The sequence below is a fragment of the Rhizobium sullae genome (assembly GCF_025200715.1).
Lineage (GTDB): Bacteria > Pseudomonadota > Alphaproteobacteria > Rhizobiales > Rhizobiaceae > Rhizobium > Rhizobium sullae.
Map to the genome: position 1 here is coordinate 791984 of NZ_CP104144.1, position 17187 is coordinate 809170.

Sequence of the window (17187 nt, forward strand, 5' to 3'; positions counted from 1 at the left end):
ATGCCAACACCAGTATTTTGCCGGTATAGTGAACTCACTCCCTCGGCGGTCAACGTCGAATATCAGGTCCATACAAACTGGACAGACGGGCAAGCAAGCTCTGCTGCAATTCTGGAAGAAGCCGCTCGCATCGGCCTTGGCGCCATTGCATTTACTGAACATGTTCGACGATCAACTGACTGGTTTGACAGCTTCGCAGCAGAGATAAGAGAAATCGCACATGCCTATCCTGCCATGAAGGTCTTTGTAGGATCGGAGGCCAAGGCATTGGATGAAGCCGGAACACTTGATATATCGCCCTCGGTGCAGCAGGGCTCAGATATCGTATTGGGCGTCGTACATCGGTTTCCCGACGGGAATGGCGACTACCTTGACTTCAATAAAATCTCTGCGGCCGAGACAGCGGCCATAGAGTTCCAGCTTTCGATGGGCTTGATCAAACATGCGCCGATCGACGTGCTTGGCCATCCAGGAGGCATGTATCAGCGCCGCCACGGGGCTTTTCCCGCCGAGTACTTCGCGCAAATGATGGAAGCGTCGCTCGAGCGAGGAATAGCAATCGAAATAAACTCTTCATATCTGGTCGACACTGCGACGTTCGTCGAACTTTGTCGGCAGATCGATCCGATCGTGTCGATCGGCTCCGACGCGCATCGCATCGACCAGCTCGGGCAGTGCCGGGATATTCTGAGAACTATGGGGGTTGGGCGGTGAAGGTACTCGTCACTGGCGCTGGGGCGCTCCTTGGACAAGGCATTATCCGCAGCCTTCAGCGATCAAATTTGAATGCCACCATCGTCGTTGCCGATCCCAGCCCTCTCGCCGTCGGCCTGTATTGGGGAGATGTGCCATATCTCATTCCGATGGCCAACGATCCCGCATACTTCGAACGGATTTGCGTTGTCATTGAGCGCGAGCGGCCGGACGTCGTTATTCCAGGCACCGATGTCGAGCTTCACGCTTTTGCGGCGCACCGGGAATTTCTTGAAGCGACCTACGGCACGCGCGTCATCATCAGCTCGCCGCGGGTCGTTGAAATTGCGGACGATAAGTGGCTGACGGCTCAGTTTCTCGAAAGCGAAGGCTTGGGTTTTGTTCCATCATGTCTACCGGGCAACGAACATGACCTCATCGCAACGGTCGGATTTCCGCTCATCGTCAAGCCACGCGTCGGCGCCCGCTCGATCGGAGTACGCGTCATTCACTCGGATGGCGAACTGCAGGCCGCAATTGATGAACAGCCTCATAGTGTCATTCAGAAATACGTCGGAACGCCTGAGACGGAGTATACGGCCGGAACTTTGACGTTTGAGGGCAAGTGCGCCGCGTCTATTGTCATGCGCCGCGACCTGCGGGACGGTAACACATACCGCGCATTCGCTGAGCCGTACGGTGAACTCAACGAGGCCGTAGAACGCGCGGCTACGATATTGAACGCGTTCGGCCCCGCCAACTTTCAGTTCCGTCTTGACGATGGAGCCGTCAGAATCTTTGAAATTAACGGCCGCTTCTCCGGGACCACTGGCATACGCATGCACGCCGGTTTCAACGAAGTCGAGATGTGCATTCGGCACATCCTTTTTGATGAGCCCATCATCCAACCAGCGGTTCTGCCCGTGACTGTGCTTCGTCATTGGTCGGAGACCGTTTTGATGAACAGCGACTTACTTGAACCACGACAATGATGAAGATCGCCATCACGGGGGCCACCGGCTTCATTGGAAGCAAGTTAGCACGAACGGCGCTTTCGAGGGGAATTAGCGTGGTCGCGCTCGTTCGGGACGTAACACGATGCTCCGTTCCGCGTTCCAAATCACTCGAGATTTTACCCTGGCACTTAGGTCAGCCACTGCCGAAGCTTCGCGATGTGCAAGCGGTATTTCATCTTGCCGCAGTGATTCCCAACGACCTAAGCGACCCTGGAACGGCGCCACTTTGCTTCCAAAACAATACCATTTCCGCCCTTCAACTTGCAACGGATGCAGCCCAGCAAAGGATTGGTCACATCATCCATTTTAGCTCGGGTCAGGTCTATACCCGCTCCCAGGCGCCGGCGCATGAGGATTCGCCCGCCTATCCCGTCGAGCGGGCAACCTATTATCTGGCGAGCAAGCTCGCTGGTGAACTCTGCTTGGCGGCGGCGGCGCGCGCAGGAACAGTTGTTGCGACCATCCTGCGTCTTGGATCCGTCTATGGACCCGGAATGCATCCGCGGGGAATGCTTCCCACCTTCATCGCCAATCTTGTGCGTAATACTCCTGTCATTATCGATCAGGGCGGTGGCTACACTGCCGATTTCATTCATGTCGACGACGTCGTGGAACTCGCGCTCAAGATGATCGAGGCGCCGTTCGACGGGTTGCTCAACGTCGGTTCAGGTGCCGGGCGTTCCTCGCTCGAAGCGGCTATCATCCTTGCTGAGGCGCTGGGCGCCGATCCGGCCCTGATCACAGTACGCGGTGTTGCAAAGAACGCAGGTTTTGCTACGCTCAGTATATTGAGAGCGCGGAAACTCTTTGATTTCAATCCAATGCAGCTCGAAGCAGGCATAGCCAAATGGAAGGCGAGTGGTCAGCTGGCAAATTCGTTCAGATGATCGGAAAGGCGGTGGGCGAGAGCCACGATCGTGAGGGTCGGGGTGTCGTTCCCCGCGGTTGGAAAAACGGAACTTCCAGCCACGAAAAGGTTTGAGACCCCATGCACGCGGCAATTGCGGTCGACAACGCCGCGCGCGGGATGGTCATGTATTCGGGTTGTTCCCATATGATGCCAAGTCCACATTGGATTTTGCAAAACGTCCCATTCTTCCTGGGTAACAAGAAGTTCTCCGAGACCGCTGACGCGCATCTCGTTCTGCAAAATGGCAATTGTACGTTTCAGGCTGTCGAGGGTAGACCCAGATAGATGCCAGGACAGCGACACAAGGGGCAGGCCGTAGCGGTCTTTCTTGTCTGACAGCGCGAGCCGGCTTTCGAAGCAAGGTTCAGGCTCGATGAAATGATGCAGTCGAAAGCCGCGAACAAGTGAAGGCGGCCTGAGCAGATGCATTCCGCTAGTCCACGTCATATGCTTCGGTGATATTGAGGGAAAGCTCCCCCGACCTGATAGAATGAGCCTATCACGCGCGTTCAGGAGCGATAGCCGATAATCGTCATAGGCGCGCTGGCTCTGACCGAGAAAGCATGGCTCTACCCATGCGCGATAGTTCAGCAGCGCTTCCTTAGCATGAATTTCGAACGGCAACGTCAGGCCATTAACCACATAGCCGCCGGCGTCGCGCCACCCCAATGTCCGCGCCACGCGCTGGCGTCTCGTAACGCGGACACGGTCGAGTCCTGCGAAAACTCTTCGAACATATTTATTCGACGGGAACAGGGTTCCGATTGTAAAGCGAGGGTGATCCATGAAATATCGACCAACCAAGCCGGGTTCTCTTTGTGCGGCAAGATTGGAAATCATCAAGAGCCGGGCATTTTCAATCCCGCCCGCTGCGATAACGAAGGCGCGTGCGCTCACTCGAAACGTCCTTCCGTGACGATCTATGCAGAGGGCCGCTGCTATCGTGGATTGCCCCGGCGCAAACTCCAAACTGAGAACCGTTGCATCAAAAAATAAATCAACGCTCGTTGAGCTTTTGACGGGCTCACGAAAATGACGTCCGAGCCGGCGATTATTACACAATCCAACGGAATCAGTGGCAATGATCGGCGATTGCGCAGGAAACAATCGCTGACGCTCGCCAAGAAGGCTAACGTCCCCGAGACCGAGCGTTTGGCAAGCGCGCTCATAATAGGGACCCAAGTGCTCGAGATCGAATGGCCAGCCGCTATTGCCGACCCATGTCCTTTCGACAAAATCCTGTCGATCCAGCGGCTTGCAGAAACCTCCCCATCCCAGTTGCTGCGTGCTCCCGCCAAGACCCTTCAAGCGGGTTGTCGCCAACGAAGCATATGGGAGTCCGCCGTCATGGCCGTCACCCGAAAAATTCGGCTGTCCCTGTCCATCGACGCCGCCGCTTTCAAGCACGCAAACCGACAAGGATCTCTTAAGGAAATTGGATGCTATTGTCAGGCCACTTGCGCCGGCCCCGACAATGCATAGATCGAACGAAAGCTCCGCTGGAGCGCTACTGGCAGATTCGATGCCCATTCATCCCCCCGACTATCAACGGTTCCCATCAAATTTTAGAAGGCCGCATTTGATGGGACGACATGCCATCGCCGAAGAATTCCGGCTGCGCATCGTTCCTGCTGCCGAAGTCGTTGATGGTAACAAGCGGACAATCACACCTCGGTTGCGTTCACGCGGCAGCCAGCGCTGCAGATCGTTGTGGAATGCTCAGACGGTCTTCAAATCTCCCAGCACCGTTGGGATCAGTTCCGAGATGGTAGGATGGATCGGCACCGACCATTGCAGGGCAGGGTAGGTCGTGCCGGCATTCATTGCATCGATGATGCCGTGGATCGCCTCGTCACCCTCGATGCCGAGGATCGCGGCGCCGAGGATCTGCTTGGTTTCAGCATCCGCGATAATCTTCATGAAACCTTGCGTCTCGCCACGTTCATTGGCGCGGCCGACGCGGCTCATTGGGCGTGTCGAAATCATGATCTTTTTGCCGGAAAAGCGTGCTTCCTTCTCCGTGATGCCCGCACGGCCGAGCGGCGGATCGATATAGAGCGCATAGGCTGGAATGCGGCTGCTCACCCTGCGGTCGCCGCCATCCAGCAGGTTAGCCGCAGCGATCTCGAAATCATTGTAGGAAGTATGCGTGAAAGCCCCACGGCCGTTGCAGTCGCCAAGCGCGAAGATGCCCTCGACATTGGTCATCAGCCTGTCGTCGACTGTAATGTACCCGCGCTTGTCCGTCGCAACGCCGGCGGCATCGAGGCCGAGATCGTCCGTGTTCGGCCTGCGGCCGGTTGCAATCAGCACATGGCTGGCCCCGATTACCGGCCTGCCGGCGCCAGTGCTGACGTCAACGCCATCGCCTCTCTTCGCAAAGGCGATGCCATCCGCATTCGTGTGAACTGCGATACCTTCCGCGCGCAGAATGTCCTCGATTGCGTCGGAGATATCCTCGTCCTCACGGGAGGCAAGTTTCGGTCCGCGTTCGACGATGGTGACTTTGGCGCCGAAGCGGCGGTACATCTGCGCGAATTCGAGGCCGATATAGCTGCCGCCGATGACGGCGAGATGGCGTGGCAGCGTGTCGAGGTAGATTATCGACGTGCTGGTGAGGTAGTCGATATCCTTAAGACCGGGAAAATCCGGAATGACCGGGCGGGCGCCGACATTCAAAAAGACTTGCGGCGCGGTCAGCGTCTCGCCATTGACCGAAACCGTCTTCGGGCCGGTGAATTGCGCCTGGCCGTAGACGATGTCCGCCGTCTCCATACCGTCGAACCAACCGATCAGGCCGTTGCGGGCATCCATGATGACGGTCTCGGCGCGCTTGCGTACGATCTTCATGTCGACGTCGATCCCACCGGTGATCTTTACGCCGTAGTCGGCGCCGCGGCGGGCGACATGTGCAGCACGAGCGCTGGCAACCAGCGTCTTCGTCGGCATGCAGCCGGCATTGACGCAGGTGCCGCCTAGATATTTGCGCTCGATCAGCGCCACCTTCATGCCCTTCCCGGCCATGCGGGCGGCGAGGAAGGGTCCAGACTGACCGGCCCCGATGAAGATCGCGTCATAATTTTTCATGGCACAGCCCCCACAATCAGCAGCGCGCCGCCGATGGCGACGGCATCCTCGATAAGTGCTGCCGGCAAATCCTTGCCGAAAGCGGCCGCGAGCTTTGCGCGGATGGCGGCGCCGCCGAGCGTGCCAACGACGGCACCGACGATGCCGGCGACAAGACCGGCTATCAGGGAACCGCCCGGTGCGCCGATCATGGCACCGGCCAGTGCACCCATGATGATGCGCGCACCGAATTGCATCGGCACCTTGCGGCTAGGCGTCGTCGGCAGTTGGTCGGTTATCAATTCGACGGCGGCAAGCAGGGTCAAAACCCACGGCGTCCACCGGTAGCCCATGAAGGCCAGAGGTGTCTGAGAGACGTCGAACCAACCGAGTGCGGCGCCCCAGGCGACAGCAGCTGGCGCAGTCATGGCTCTGAGGCCGGCAACAATTCCAATCAAGAAAGCAAGATACAGAAGCATATGACAGACCCTTCCCCCATTCGGGCCGTTGCAACGACGGCAGCGTGGCACAATCTCCGAGTGGTTGCAATTCACGCCCCATGGCCCATCTGCAAAATGCGAATGGAGCATCGAATGGACAAGGATCTTGCATTTCCGATCGCGATCGGCATTGCGCTTGGCGTGGGGCTCGGTGCCGTCTACGGCAACATTGCGCTCGGCATCGTGGTTGGTGTGCTTGCTTCGGTCGCCTACACGCTCTGGCGCCGAAGGACGGGACGCTAGTTCGCGAAGGCCTGGATTCCCGTGATGGCGCGGCCGAGGATCAGCGCGTGGATGTCGTGCGTGCCCTCGTAGGTATTGACGACTTCGAGATTGACGAGGTGGCGAGCGACACCGAACTCGTCCGAGATGCCATTGCCGCCGAGCATGTCGCGGGCAGCGCGCGCAATGTCGAGCGCCTTGCCGCAGGAATTGCGCTTGAGGATCGAGGTGAGTTCCACCGGCGGGTGGCCTTCCTCCTTCATGCGGCCGAGCCTGAGGCACCCCTGCAGGCCGAGCGAAATCTCGGTTGCCATGTCGGCAAGCTTTTTCTGGATCAGTTGGTTGGCGGCCAGCGGCCGGTTGAACTGCTTGCGGTCGAGCGTGTATTGCCGCGCCGTCGCATAGCAGGCCTCTGCCGCACCGAGTGCGCCCCAGGCAATGCCGAAACGGGCGGAATTCAGGCAGGTGAACGGACCCTTCAGGCCCGTCACGTTCGGCAGCAGGTTTTCCTCCGGCACGAAGACCTCGTCGAGCACGACCTCGCCGGTGATCGATGCGCGCAGCCCCACCTTGCCGTGGATGGTCGGTGCCGAAAGACCCTTCCAGCCCTTTTCCAGAATGAAGCCGCGGATCACGCCGTCCTCCGTCTTGGCCCAGACGATGAAGACGTCGGCGATCGGCGCATTGGAGATCCAGGTTTTGGTGCCCATGAGGCTGTAGCCGCCATCGACCTTTTTGGCGCGCGTCGCCATCGAGCCCGGATCGGAGCCGTGGTTCGGTTCGGTCAGCCCGAAGCAGCCAATCCACTCGCCGGCTGCAAGCTTGGGCAGATATTTCTGTTTCTGCGCATCCGAGCCGAAGGCCTCGATCGGCACCATGACGAGCGACGACTGCACGCTCATCATCGAACGGTAGCCGCTGTCGACGCGCTCTACTTCGCGGGCAATCAGGCCGTAGGCGACATAACCCAAACCCGCTCCGCCGTATTCCGGAGCAATCGTCGGGCCGAGCAGGCCGAGTTCGCCCATTTCGCGGAAGATCGCCGGATCGGTCTTTTCATGGCGGAAGGCTTCGAGCACCCGGGGAGTGAGCTTCTCCTGCGCATAAGCGTGCGCTGTGTCCTGCACCATGCGCTCTTCGTCGGTCAGCTGCTCCACAAGCCGGAAGGGATCGGCCCAGTCGAACGTTTCGCGGGTATGCTGCATGACGGTGTCTCCTCACCATTTTTCAGGCATGCCTGATCAAGCTGGCCATAACCCCGGGTAGGTTCGGCGTCAATCGGGAGGAATATAGCGGACGGGCTCTTTTCAAACAGGTTTCGATGTTCCAACTTGCCGTCCAAAGGAATCGAATGAGGAGGCGAAAATGACATCGAGCGCTCTTTTCGTGCATGCCGAAGGCGCTGACTGGATCAGCCCTGAGCCGGGCGTCACGCGCCGCATCATGGTCTACCTACCGGAAATGATGATGGTGGAAGTCGCCTTCGAAAAGGACGCGATCGGTGCTGCCCATTCCCATCCGCATATCCAGGCAAGCTACGTCGCCGAAGGCAGCTTTGCGGTCACCATCGACGGCAAGACCGAAGTCCTGAAACAGGGCGGCAGCTTCATCGTGCCGCCGAACCTCGTTCACGGCGTCACGGCGCTGGAGAAGGGGCGGCTGATCGACACCTTCACGCCGCACCGCGCCGAATTCCTGAAATAGTCATCCGGCCTTTCGGCCGGAATGCATTGCCGCCGCAAATGGCGGAATGAACCGCGCGTCCTCGCCTTTCACGGCCTCGCGCAGAAAGTCGATGACGGCGCGCACGCGTGGCGCTTGTCTCATATCCTGATGACAAGTGACCCAGTAGTTCCGGCAGAGGTCCACCTCGTCCGGCAGGACGCGCACCAGCTCCGGATAAAGGCTTGCGAAGAAATAGGGAAGCACGCAAAGCCCCAGGCCGTTTCGCGTCGCCGTCAGCTGCGCAAAGATGCTGGAACTCTGGAACTGCGGCTTGATGCGCGGATGGACGTCGCCGAGATAATCAAGTCCCGGCGCAAAGATCATCTCTTCGATATAGCTGATGAAGGGATGGTTGAGCAGGTCGTCGCGACAGGTAACCGGCGGGTTTTTGGCGAGATAATCCCGCGAACCGTAAACCTGCAGATGGTAGTCGGTCAGCTTCTCGGAAAAATACGGTCCGCCCTTGGGTTCGTCCAATACGACGGTAATGTCGGCCTCCTTGCGCGACAGCGACATGATCTGCTGGATCGTCACCAATTCGAGCGACAGATGCGGGTGATGTGCTGCGAATTTCGGCAGCACGCTCGCAAAGAAGAAATTCGCAAAGCCTTCCGGCGCGCTGAGCCGCACGACGCCTCGCTGTGTCATCGAGCCTGCGGCAAGATCGGCACGTAGGCGCTCGGTCTCCTGCTCCATCTTTTCGGCGGTGTCCACGAAACGCGTGCCCATCGCCGTCATCACGTAGCCGCGCGGGTTGCGCTCGAAGAGCTTGACCTTGAGAGCGAATTCCAGCCTGTCGATGCGCCGTGAGACGGTGGCGTGGCTGCTGCGCAGCTGCCTTGCAGCCGTCGAGAGCTGGCCGGTGCGCGCCACCGCTAGAAAAAACTGCAGGTCGTCCCAAGTAAATTGTGGAGGATTGCTCATGCGGCGTCACGCATCCATCTACGTCTTTGGTCCAATCGTCGATGGCTGCACAAGATCGGAAAGCGCCCTAGGTTTCGTTCTCACGCAGTTCTGTTCAAAAACGAACAGATACTGTTTGCAATTAATTGTAAAGCGCCCGTTGCCTCAACGCGGAATTTCCGTGATCGTAGGCGTAGCGTCGGCTGGTTGAGGAGAACCGCTGGCCAATTTTGAACAGACTCGCGATCTGGCCATCTCTGGGAGGAGAGACATATGCGAAAGAATCTCATTGCGTCCGTGGCATTCCTGCTTGCAAGCAGCACCGCGGTACTCGCCGACGGTGCTTCCGATGGAAAGGTGAAGATCGGCATCCTGAACGATCAATCCGGCGTTTATGCCGATTTCGGCGGCAAGTGGTCCGTCGAAGCCGCCAACATGGCGGCTGAAGATTTCGGCGGCAAGGTGCTTGACGCTCCGATCGAGATCGTCGACGCCGACCATCAGAACAAGCCGGACATCGCATCGAACATCGCCCGCCAATGGTACGATACCGAACAGGTGGACGCGATCATGGAACTGACGACCTCGTCGGTCGCGCTTGCTGTCCAGGCAATCGGCAAAGAGAAGAAGAAGATCGATATCGTCACGGGTGCCGCGACGACGGATCTGACGGGCAAGGCCTGTTCGCCCTACGGCTTCCACTGGGCCTATGACACGCATGCACTTGCCGTCGGCACCGGCGGCGCGCTTGTCAAGCAGGGCGGCGACAGCTGGTTCTTCCTGACGGCCGACTACGCATTCGGCTATTCGCTGGAGAAACAGGGGAGCGATTTCGTGAAGTCCAATGGCGGTACCGTCGTCGGTGCCGTGCGCCATCCGCTCGCCAGCCAGGATTTCTCGTCCTTCCTGCTGCAGGCTCAATCCTCCGGCGCCAAGGTCGTCGGCCTTGCCAATGCAGGCCTCGATACGGCGAATGCCATCAAGCAGGCGGCTGAATTCGGCATCACGCAGGGTGGCCAGCGATTGGCCGCGCTTCTCTTCACGCTCGCTGAGGTTCACGGCCTCGGCCTCGAGGCGGCGCAGGGCCTGACCCTGACGGAAGGCTATTATTGGAACCTGGACGAGGAGAGCCGCGCCTTCGGGAAGAAATACTTCGCGCGCACCGGCAGGATGCCGAACATGACCCATGCCGGCACCTACTCGGCCGTGCTTCAGTACCTGAAGGCCATCCAGAAGGCCGGCACGGACGAAACGGATGCTGTTGCCAAGCAATTGCACGAGATGTCGGTGGACGACGTCTTTGGCCGCGGCGGCACCGTCGGCCCGAACGGCCGCATGATCCACGACATGTACCTTTTGCAGGTGAAGAAGCCGGACGAAAGCAAGGAACCTTGGGACTACTTCAACGTTCTCGCCACCATCCCCGGTAAGGACGCCTATATCGATCCCGCCAAGAGCGGCTGCGATCTGGTGAAATAAGCTGATGGCGGTCTCCGCAACACAAACGAATGCGACGCCGCGGGTGGTCCTGTCCGCCCGCGGCCTTCGCAAGGATTTCGGCGGCTTCGCGGCCGTCAAGAATGTCGATCTCGATGTGCATGACGCAAGCGTCCATGCACTCATCGGGCCGAACGGCGCGGGCAAGACGACGGTCTTCAACCTGCTGACCAAGTTCCTGCAGCCGACGCACGGCACGATCACGCTCATGGGCACGGACATCACCCGGACGCCGCCGGACAAGGTGGCGCGCATGGGGCTGGTGCGCTCGTTCCAGATTTCGGCGGTCTTCCCGCATCTGTCGGTGCTCGACAATGTGCGTGTCGCCCTGCAACGGCCGAACAATCTCTCCACGCAATTCTGGCGGCCGGTGTCGGCGCTCGATCGCCTGAACAATCGTGCCGAGCAGCTGCTCGCAAGCGTCGGGCTTTCCAAGGAGCGGGACCAAATCGCTGCCGATCTCTCCTACGGCCGCAAGCGCGTGCTGGAGATCGCCACGACGCTCGCGCTCGACCCGAAGGTACTGCTGCTCGACGAGCCGATGGCAGGCATGGGGCGGGAGGACGTCAGCGTCGTTTCGGCCATCATCCGCGAGGTTGCCCGCGACCGCGCGGTGTTGATGGTCGAGCACAATCTCTCGGTCGTCGCCAATATCTGTCAGCAGGTGACCGTGCTCCAGCGTGGCGAAATCCTCGCCGAGGGCGATTATGCGACCGTCAGCCAGGACCCGCGCGTCCGCGAGGCCTATATGGGCACGGAGGAAGGTTGATGGCCGCCCTTCTGGACGTTCAGGGCCTTAACGCTTGGTATGGCGAAAGCCACGTCCTGCACGGCGTCGACATGCGCGTCGGCGAGGGTGAGACGATCACCATCCTCGGCCGCAACGGCGTCGGCAAGACGACGACACTGCGCACGATCACCGGCATTGTCCGGGCCCGCAAAGGCAAGATCAGCTTTGGTGGAGCGGACATGATGCTGGTGCCGCTGCACAAGACGGCGCACAAGGGCATCGGCTTCGTGCCCGAGGAGCGCGGCATTTTTTCGACACTAACGGTCTCGGAAAACCTGCTTCTGCCGCCGGTTGTTGCCGAGGGCGGCATGAGCCTCGACGAGATCTACGAGCTTTTCCCGAATCTCTACGAGCGCCGCGCGAGCTCTGGAACCAAGCTTTCCGGCGGCGAACAGCAGATGCTGGCGATTGCCCGCGTACTGCGCACCGGCGTTAAGATGCTGCTGCTCGACGAGCCGACGGAAGGTCTGGCGCCGGTCATCGTCCAGCGTATCGGCGAGGTATTGAAGAAGCTGAAGGAGCGCGGCATGACCATTCTCCTTGTCGAGCAGAACTTCCGGTTTGCAAGCCGTATTGCCGACCGTTTCTATCTGATGGATCATGGGCAGATGGTCGCCGATTTCCCGGTTGGCGAACTGCCGCAGCGGATGGATACGCTGCACAGGGTCTTGGGAGTGTGATGCCATGACGATGATCTTCGGCATTCCCGTTCAGGCGCTTCTCGGCCAATTGCTGATCGGCCTCATCAACGGCTCCTTCTACGCGCTTTTGAGTCTCGGCCTGGCGATCATTTTCGGGCTGTTGCGCGTCATCAACTTTGCGCATGGCGCGCAGTACATGTTGGGTGCCTTCGTCGCTTATCTGATGCTTGCCTATGGTGGCATCGGCTACTGGCCGGCGCTTATTCTCGCCCCGGTGGCTGTCGGCCTGTTCGGCGCCGTCGTGGAACGGCTCTTCCTACGGCGGCTCTATGATCTCGATCCGCTCTATGGCCTGCTCTTCACCTTCGGCATGGCGCTGGCGATCGAAGGGACCTTCCGCTATCTCTACGGCTCTTCCGGCCAGCCCTACGCTACGCCGGCAGCACTTGCAGGGGGAACCAACCTCGGCTTCATGTTCCTGCCGATCTATCGCGGCTGGGTGATCGTCGTGTCGCTGGTCGTCTGCATTGGCACCTGGCTTCTCATCGAGAAGACGAAGCTTGGAGCCTATCTCCGCGCGGCGACGGAAAATACCGTGCTGGTGCAGGTCTTCGGCGTCAACGTGCCGCTGCTCCTGACGCTGACCTACGCGCTCGGCGCCGGTCTTGCAGCCTTTGCCGGCGTGCTGGCGGCACCAATCTACCAGGTCTCGCCGCTGATGGGATCGAACATCATCATTGTCGTCTTCGCCGTGGTGGTCGTCGGCGGCATGGGCTCTATCATGGGGGCGATCGTCACCGGCTATGTGCTGGGCATTGCGGAGGGTCTTACCAAAGTTTTCTATCCGGAAGCGTCGAACATCGTGATCTTCGTGATCATGGCGATTGTACTTCTCGTCAGGCCCGCGGGCCTCTTTGGCCGGGATGCGTAAGATGACGGACATCACCGAAACCATTCGTGCAGAAAAGAGTCGCACCGCACTGTCCGTACAGGCAGGCTTCCTGACCATCGGCCTTTTGCTTCTGCTGCTCGCGCCGTTCTTCTTCTATCCGATCTTCCTGATGAAACTCCTGTGCTTTGCGCTCTTTGCCTGCGCCTTCAACCTGCTCCTCGGCTACACCGGGCTGCTATCCTTCGGACATGCCACCTTCTTCGGCGGGGCGGCCTATTTCACCGCCTATACGGTGAAATCCTGGGGCTTCCCGCCGGAGCTCGGTATCCTTACGGGCGTCGTGGGTGCGGCGTTCCTCGGTCTCGTCATGGGATATCTCGCTATTCGCCGTCAGGGCATCTATTTCGCGATGATCACGCTGGCACTCTCGCAAATGTTCTTCTTCTTTTGCCTGCAGGCGGAATTCACTGAGGGCGAGGACGGCATCCAGTCCGTGCCGCGGGGGCAGCTCTTCGGCTTCATCGACCTGAACAATTCGACCAACATGTATTATTTCGTGCTGGCAATCTTCATCATCGGCATGCTTCTGATCTGGCGTTTCATCCATTCGCCTTTCGGCATGATCCTGAAATCGATCCGCGAGAACGAGAACCGGGCGATATCGCTCGGCTATTCGGTGGCGCGTTACAAGCTCGGCGCCTTCGTGATGTCGGCCGCCCTTGCCGGGCTGGCTGGGGCGTTGAAATCGCTGGTCTTCCAGTTCGCGACGCTGACGGACGTCGCCTGGCAGATGTCGGGCGAGGTGATCTTAATGACGCTTCTTGGCGGAATAGGCACGTTGATTGGCCCGATCTTCGGGGCAGGGCTCGTTGTGACACTGCAGAATTATCTCGCGACCTCGGAATTCCCGGTCACGATCATCACCGGCGTCGTCTTCATGATCTGCGTGCTAATCTTCCGTCGCGGCATCGTCGGCGAGTTCTACGCTTCGTGGGTCGGCCGGAAACTGGGCTTCGTATATCGCCGTTGAACGGCCGGTGACATCAGATGGATCGTTACGACTATATCATCATCGGCGCAGGCAGCGCGGGCTGCGTGCTGGCCAACCGCCTGTCCGAAGACCGCAATCGCCGCGTGCTGCTGCTGGAAGCCGGTGGCAGCGACAACTACTACTGGATCCATATTCCGGTCGGCTATCTCTATTGCATCAACAATCCGCGCACCGACTGGTGCTTTACGACAGCACCGGAGGAAGGGTTGAACGGCCGGGCCTTGGGTTATCCCCGCGGAAAGGTGCTCGGCGGCTGCTCTTCGATCAACGGCATGATCTACATGCGTGGCCAGGCGCGCGACTACGACCTTTGGCGGCAGATGGGATGTGCCGGCTGGAGCTGGGATGACGTCCTGCCGTTCTTCCGCAAATCGGAGGATCATTACCGCGGAGCAGACGCAATCCATGGTGCCGGCGGCGAATGGCGCGTGGAGAAGGCGCGGGTACGCTGGGCCGTGCTCGATGCCTTCCAGCAGGCGGCAAGGGAAGCTGGTATTCCGATGACGGAGGATTTCAACCGCGGCAGCAACGAGGGCTCCGGCTATTTCGACGTCAACCAGCGCTCCGGCATTCGATGGAACACGGCAAAGGCCTTCCTGCGGCCGGCGATGAAGCGCGCCAATCTAACGGTTTTGACCAAGGCGCAAGTGCGGCGGCTGCTTGTGGAGGAGGGAGCCATTTCCGGCGTCGAGTTCCAGCATGACGGCATCGCGAAGCGCGCTTACGCCACCAGGGAGACAGTGCTTTCGGCTGGCTCCATCGGCTCGCCGCATATCCTGGAGCTTTCCGGCATCGGCCGCGGCGAGGTCCTGAAGAATGCCGGCGTCGACGTCGTTACCCAGGTCAAGGGCGTCGGCGAGAACCTGCAGGACCATCTGCAGCTTCGCCTCGCCTATAAGGTCACCGGTGTGCCGACGCTGAATGAGAAAGCAACGAAGCTGATCGGCAAGGCAGCAATCGGGCTCGAATATCTCATCCGCCGCTCAGGGCCGATGGCCATGGCGCCGAGCCAGCTTGGCATCTTCACGCGCTCAGGGCCTGACAAGGAGACGCCCGACCTGCAATATCACGTGCAGCCGGTCTCGCTCGACAAGTTCGGCGATCCGGTGCACGCCTTTCCAGCGATCACTGCAAGCGTTTGCAACCTGAGGCCGGAAAGCCGCGGCTCTGTCCATCTTGCGAGCCCGGATTTCGCCGCGCAGCCGACGATTGCGCCGAAATACCTCACGACGGAGCGTGATCGCGACATCGCTGTTCGATCGATAAGGCTGACGCGGCGGATCGTTTTGCAGCCATCCTTCGCGCGCTTCAGGCCGGAGGAATTCAAACCCGGCCCCTCCTATCAGACGGAGGCCGATCTGGAGCGGGCGGCGGGCGACATCGGCACGACGATATTCCATCCGGTCGGCACCTGCCGGATGGGCGCCGACAAGGACAGCGTTGTTGATCCGCGGCTCAAGCTGCGCGCGCTCGGCAAGCTCAGGATCGCAGATGCCTCCATCATGCCGTCGATCACGTCAGGCAATACGAATTCGCCGACGATCATGATCGCCGAAAAGGCTGCCGCAATGATCCTCGAAGACAACAGATAGGAGGCCAGCATGGCACAGATCGCATTTATCGGGCTCGGCAATATGGGCGGACCGATGGCGGCAAATCTCGTCAAGGCCGGGCATGAGGTGACGGGTTTTGATCTTGCTGCGCCAGTTCTCAAGGCGGCGGAGGAAACCGGCGTGAAGCCTGCGGGCCACATCAGCCAGGCGGTGGCCAATGCCGAGATCGTCGTCACGATGCTGCCGCAGGGCAAACATGTGCTGACGGCCTGGCCAGACATTCTCGCTTCCATTCCCGCAGGAACACTGGTGATCGACTGCTCGACGATCGATGTCGAAAGCGCTCGCAAGGCCCATGCGATGGCCAAAACCGCAGGCTGCCTCTCGCTCGACGCTCCCGTCTCCGGCGGAACCGGCGGGGCAGCGGCCGGTACGCTGACCTTCATGGCGGGCGGTTCAAAAGAGAGTTTCGCCAAGGCAAAACCGATCCTCGAAGCCATGGGCAAGAAGATCGTCCACTGCGGCGAAGCGGGTGCTGGGCAGGCGGCCAAGATCTGCAACAATATGATCCTCGGTATCTCGATGATCGGTGTTTGCGAAGCTTTCGTGCTGGCGGAAAAACTCGGCCTTTCGCATCAGGCGCTCTTTGATGTTGCCTCGACCTCGTCGGGCCAGTGCTGGTCGATCAACACCTATTGCCCGGTGCCGGGACCGGTGCCGACCTCGCCGGCAAACAACGGTTACAAGCCAGGATTTGCCGCTGCTCTGATGCTGAAGGATCTGCGGTTGTCGCAGGAGGCCGCACTTTCAAGCGGCGCATCGACCCCGCTCGGCGCCGAAGCCGCGCAGCTTTATGCGCTCTTCGAAAAGCAGGGCAATGGCGGAAGGGACTTCTCCGCCATCATCGAGATGTTTCGCAGCAAAGTCTGATTATTTCGCGATGAGCGAGAGGTGAAGCCTACTGGCCTCGCCAAGGAGGATATCGATCTCGCCCGGCGAAGCGAGTTCAATCGCGCCGCAAAGGGTGCCTGTGGTGATCAACGCGCCGGCCTTCAGCGAGCTTTCCGGCCGAAACCTGTCATTGGCGTAGCCGACAAGCCAGGTGAGCACGTCGCCTTTCGGATGCTGCGCCGGGGCGTCGTAGATCGGTTGTCCGTTGAAGGTAACTTTCAACTGTGTTCCGGTTGCCGTATCGATCAGCGCCTTCGGCATGGTCGGGCCGAGCACATAGCCGCAGTTGCCGAGCCGATCGGCGAGGAAGAGGAAAAAGGAGAGCCTGCCGCTTTCCTCGATGGCGGAAGCCAGGAGTTCGGCGCCGAGATGGACAGTCGCAACGGCATCGGCGACTTCGGCCCGACTGTAGTTGCTTTCGCGGATCGCAAGATCCTTTCCGAGACGAACGGCAATCTCCGCTTCAAACTTCATGCCCTTCGCCCAGGGGATTTGGGCACCGGAATCGGTTTCCGCGTAGGGATGGAGCGGCGCCGTCACGGCCTGGCCATCCGGCGAAGCGGTCACTTTCCAGGCATTGCTGGTGATGCCTTCTTCGGCGGCGAGGAAATTCTGCGCATCCATGGCGTGGCGGAGATCGGCGGGAAGCGCGAAACTGGCAGTCGGCGCCAGTTTACCGGCATTGTGGAGACTGCGAAGCCGCGCGGCAAGGGCACGCGGATCAAAGACCGCGTTTGAATCCATCATGATGTTTCCTCCACCTGATTTTTGAACGAT

General features: G+C 59.8%; 18 protein-coding genes. 12 read left to right on the forward strand and 6 right to left on the reverse strand.

The genetic code is table 11. The annotated features are described in order from the left end of the window. Genes N2599_RS24485 through N2599_RS24495 form a run of 3 tightly spaced genes read left to right on the forward strand, consistent with a single transcriptional unit; the run spans position 1 to position 2596 of the window. Positions 1-714, forward strand: a complete 714-nt coding sequence (locus N2599_RS24485) for a PHP domain-containing protein (RefSeq protein WP_375714146.1) — start codon at positions 1-3, stop codon at positions 712-714. After that, positions 711-1685, forward strand: coding sequence for an ATP-grasp domain-containing protein (locus tag N2599_RS24490; RefSeq protein WP_027510987.1), 975 nt, complete (start codon positions 711-713; stop codon positions 1683-1685). The genes N2599_RS24485 and N2599_RS24490 overlap by 4 nt, the downstream gene beginning before the upstream one ends. Next, complete coding sequence (locus tag N2599_RS24495) at positions 1682-2596, forward strand: NAD-dependent epimerase/dehydratase family protein (protein WP_051336615.1); 915 nt, start codon at positions 1682-1684, stop codon at positions 2594-2596. Before N2599_RS24490 ends, N2599_RS24495 begins: the two co-directional genes overlap by 4 nt. Here the strand turns inward: N2599_RS24495 and N2599_RS24500 are convergent. The 3 genes from N2599_RS24500 to N2599_RS24510 all read right to left on the reverse strand — a co-directional run bounded on the left by N2599_RS24500 (position 2572) and on the right by N2599_RS24510 (position 6164). Then, on the reverse strand, positions 2572-4149 hold the full coding sequence (locus N2599_RS24500) for an FAD-dependent oxidoreductase (protein ID WP_084606500.1): 1578 nt from the start codon (positions 4147-4149) through the stop codon (positions 2572-2574). The two genes, N2599_RS24495 and N2599_RS24500, sit on opposite strands and share 25 nt — an antisense overlap. A 189-nt stretch (positions 4150-4338) precedes the next feature. Continuing rightward, entirely contained in the window at positions 4339-5706 is a 1368-nt protein-coding gene (locus tag N2599_RS24505) for an FAD-containing oxidoreductase (RefSeq protein ID WP_027510983.1), read from the reverse strand. Continuing rightward, on the reverse strand, positions 5703-6164 hold the full coding sequence (locus N2599_RS24510) for a DUF4126 family protein (RefSeq protein ID WP_027510982.1): 462 nt from the start codon (positions 6162-6164) through the stop codon (positions 5703-5705). Before N2599_RS24510 ends, N2599_RS24505 begins: the two co-directional genes overlap by 4 nt. Positions 6165-6278: 114 nt before the next feature. Here N2599_RS24510 and N2599_RS24515 point away from each other — a divergent pair, with 114 nt between their 5' ends. Continuing rightward, positions 6279-6428, forward strand: coding sequence for a hypothetical protein (locus tag N2599_RS24515; protein ID WP_167333910.1), 150 nt, complete (start codon positions 6279-6281; stop codon positions 6426-6428). Here N2599_RS24515 and N2599_RS24520 read toward each other — a convergent pair. Then, positions 6425-7612: an acyl-CoA dehydrogenase gene (locus N2599_RS24520; protein WP_027510981.1), complete on the reverse strand. Its 1188-nt coding sequence runs from the start codon at positions 7610-7612 to the stop codon at positions 6425-6427. The two genes, N2599_RS24515 and N2599_RS24520, sit on opposite strands and share 4 nt — an antisense overlap. 160 nt (positions 7613-7772) lie before the next feature. Here N2599_RS24520 and N2599_RS24525 point away from each other — a divergent pair, with 160 nt between their 5' ends. After that, positions 7773-8111, forward strand: coding sequence for a cupin domain-containing protein (locus N2599_RS24525; RefSeq protein ID WP_027510980.1), 339 nt, complete (start codon positions 7773-7775; stop codon positions 8109-8111). Here the strand turns inward: N2599_RS24525 and N2599_RS24530 are convergent, their stop codons facing one another. After that, positions 8112-9056, reverse strand: a complete 945-nt coding sequence (locus N2599_RS24530; protein ID WP_027510979.1) for a LysR family transcriptional regulator — start codon at positions 9054-9056, stop codon at positions 8112-8114. A gap of 252 nt (positions 9057-9308) precedes the next feature. Here N2599_RS24530 and N2599_RS24535 point away from each other — a divergent pair, with 252 nt between their 5' ends. The 7 genes from N2599_RS24535 to mmsB are packed head-to-tail and all read left to right on the forward strand — an operon-like array spanning position 9309 to position 16389. Then, positions 9309-10514 (forward strand): ABC transporter substrate-binding protein, encoded by a 1206-nt coding sequence (locus N2599_RS24535; protein ID WP_027510978.1) that lies wholly within the window; start codon positions 9309-9311, stop codon positions 10512-10514. A 4-nt stretch (positions 10515-10518) separates the two neighbouring features. Further along, positions 10519-11301, forward strand: coding sequence for an ABC transporter ATP-binding protein (locus tag N2599_RS24540; RefSeq protein ID WP_027510977.1), 783 nt, complete (start codon positions 10519-10521; stop codon positions 11299-11301). Beyond that, positions 11301-12002 (forward strand): ABC transporter ATP-binding protein, encoded by a 702-nt coding sequence (locus N2599_RS24545; protein ID WP_027510976.1) that lies wholly within the window; start codon positions 11301-11303, stop codon positions 12000-12002. The genes N2599_RS24540 and N2599_RS24545 overlap by 1 nt, the downstream gene beginning before the upstream one ends. A 4-nt stretch (positions 12003-12006) precedes the next feature. Continuing rightward, positions 12007-12894: a branched-chain amino acid ABC transporter permease gene (locus N2599_RS24550; RefSeq protein ID WP_027510975.1), complete on the forward strand. Its 888-nt coding sequence runs from the start codon at positions 12007-12009 to the stop codon at positions 12892-12894. A 1-nt stretch (position 12895) separates the two neighbouring features. Further along, positions 12896-13885, forward strand: a complete 990-nt coding sequence (locus tag N2599_RS24555; protein ID WP_027510974.1) for a branched-chain amino acid ABC transporter permease — start codon at positions 12896-12898, stop codon at positions 13883-13885. A 17-nt stretch (positions 13886-13902) separates the two neighbouring features. Beyond that, positions 13903-15498: a GMC family oxidoreductase gene (locus N2599_RS24560; RefSeq protein WP_027510973.1), complete on the forward strand. Its 1596-nt coding sequence runs from the start codon at positions 13903-13905 to the stop codon at positions 15496-15498. Between the two features lie 9 nt (positions 15499-15507). Further along, positions 15508-16389: a 3-hydroxyisobutyrate dehydrogenase gene (gene mmsB, locus N2599_RS24565; protein ID WP_027510972.1), complete on the forward strand. Its 882-nt coding sequence runs from the start codon at positions 15508-15510 to the stop codon at positions 16387-16389. On the opposite strand, the gene N2599_RS24570 is transcribed toward mmsB, so the two are convergent. Next, complete coding sequence (locus N2599_RS24570; RefSeq protein WP_027510971.1) at positions 16390-17157, reverse strand: fumarylacetoacetate hydrolase family protein; 768 nt, start codon at positions 17155-17157, stop codon at positions 16390-16392. Between the last annotated feature and the right edge of the window lie 30 nt (positions 17158-17187).

Excerpts from the sequence above, each read along its gene's own strand:
- N2599_RS24510 (WP_027510982.1), bottom strand. The coding sequence starts at position 6,164 with ATGCTTCTGTATCTTGCTTTCTTGATTGGAATTGTTGCCGGCCTCAGA.
- mmsB (WP_027510972.1), top strand. The coding sequence starts at position 15,508 with ATGGCACAGATCGCATTTATCGGGCTCGGCAATATGGGCGGACCGATG.
- N2599_RS24560 (WP_027510973.1), top strand. The coding sequence starts at position 13,903 with ATGGATCGTTACGACTATATCATCATCGGCGCAGGCAGCGCGGGCTGC.
- N2599_RS24540 (WP_027510977.1), top strand. The coding sequence starts at position 10,519 with ATGGCGGTCTCCGCAACACAAACGAATGCGACGCCGCGGGTGGTCCTG.
- N2599_RS24515 (WP_167333910.1), top strand. The coding sequence starts at position 6,279 with ATGGACAAGGATCTTGCATTTCCGATCGCGATCGGCATTGCGCTTGGC.
- N2599_RS24495 (WP_051336615.1), top strand. The coding sequence starts at position 1,682 with ATGATGAAGATCGCCATCACGGGGGCCACCGGCTTCATTGGAAGCAAG.
- N2599_RS24530 (WP_027510979.1), bottom strand. The coding sequence starts at position 9,056 with ATGAGCAATCCTCCACAATTTACTTGGGACGACCTGCAGTTTTTTCTA.
- N2599_RS24525 (WP_027510980.1), top strand. The coding sequence starts at position 7,773 with ATGACATCGAGCGCTCTTTTCGTGCATGCCGAAGGCGCTGACTGGATC.
- N2599_RS24505 (WP_027510983.1), bottom strand. The coding sequence starts at position 5,706 with ATGAAAAATTATGACGCGATCTTCATCGGGGCCGGTCAGTCTGGACCC.
- N2599_RS24485 (WP_375714146.1), top strand. The coding sequence starts at position 1 with ATGCCAACACCAGTATTTTGCCGGTATAGTGAACTCACTCCCTCGGCG.
- N2599_RS24550 (WP_027510975.1), top strand. The coding sequence starts at position 12,007 with ATGACGATGATCTTCGGCATTCCCGTTCAGGCGCTTCTCGGCCAATTG.
- N2599_RS24555 (WP_027510974.1), top strand. The coding sequence starts at position 12,896 with ATGACGGACATCACCGAAACCATTCGTGCAGAAAAGAGTCGCACCGCA.
- N2599_RS24520 (WP_027510981.1), bottom strand. The coding sequence starts at position 7,612 with ATGCAGCATACCCGCGAAACGTTCGACTGGGCCGATCCCTTCCGGCTT.
- N2599_RS24500 (WP_084606500.1), bottom strand. The coding sequence starts at position 4,149 with ATGGGCATCGAATCTGCCAGTAGCGCTCCAGCGGAGCTTTCGTTCGAT.
- N2599_RS24535 (WP_027510978.1), top strand. The coding sequence starts at position 9,309 with ATGCGAAAGAATCTCATTGCGTCCGTGGCATTCCTGCTTGCAAGCAGC.
- N2599_RS24545 (WP_027510976.1), top strand. The coding sequence starts at position 11,301 with ATGGCCGCCCTTCTGGACGTTCAGGGCCTTAACGCTTGGTATGGCGAA.
- N2599_RS24570 (WP_027510971.1), bottom strand. The coding sequence starts at position 17,157 with ATGATGGATTCAAACGCGGTCTTTGATCCGCGTGCCCTTGCCGCGCGG.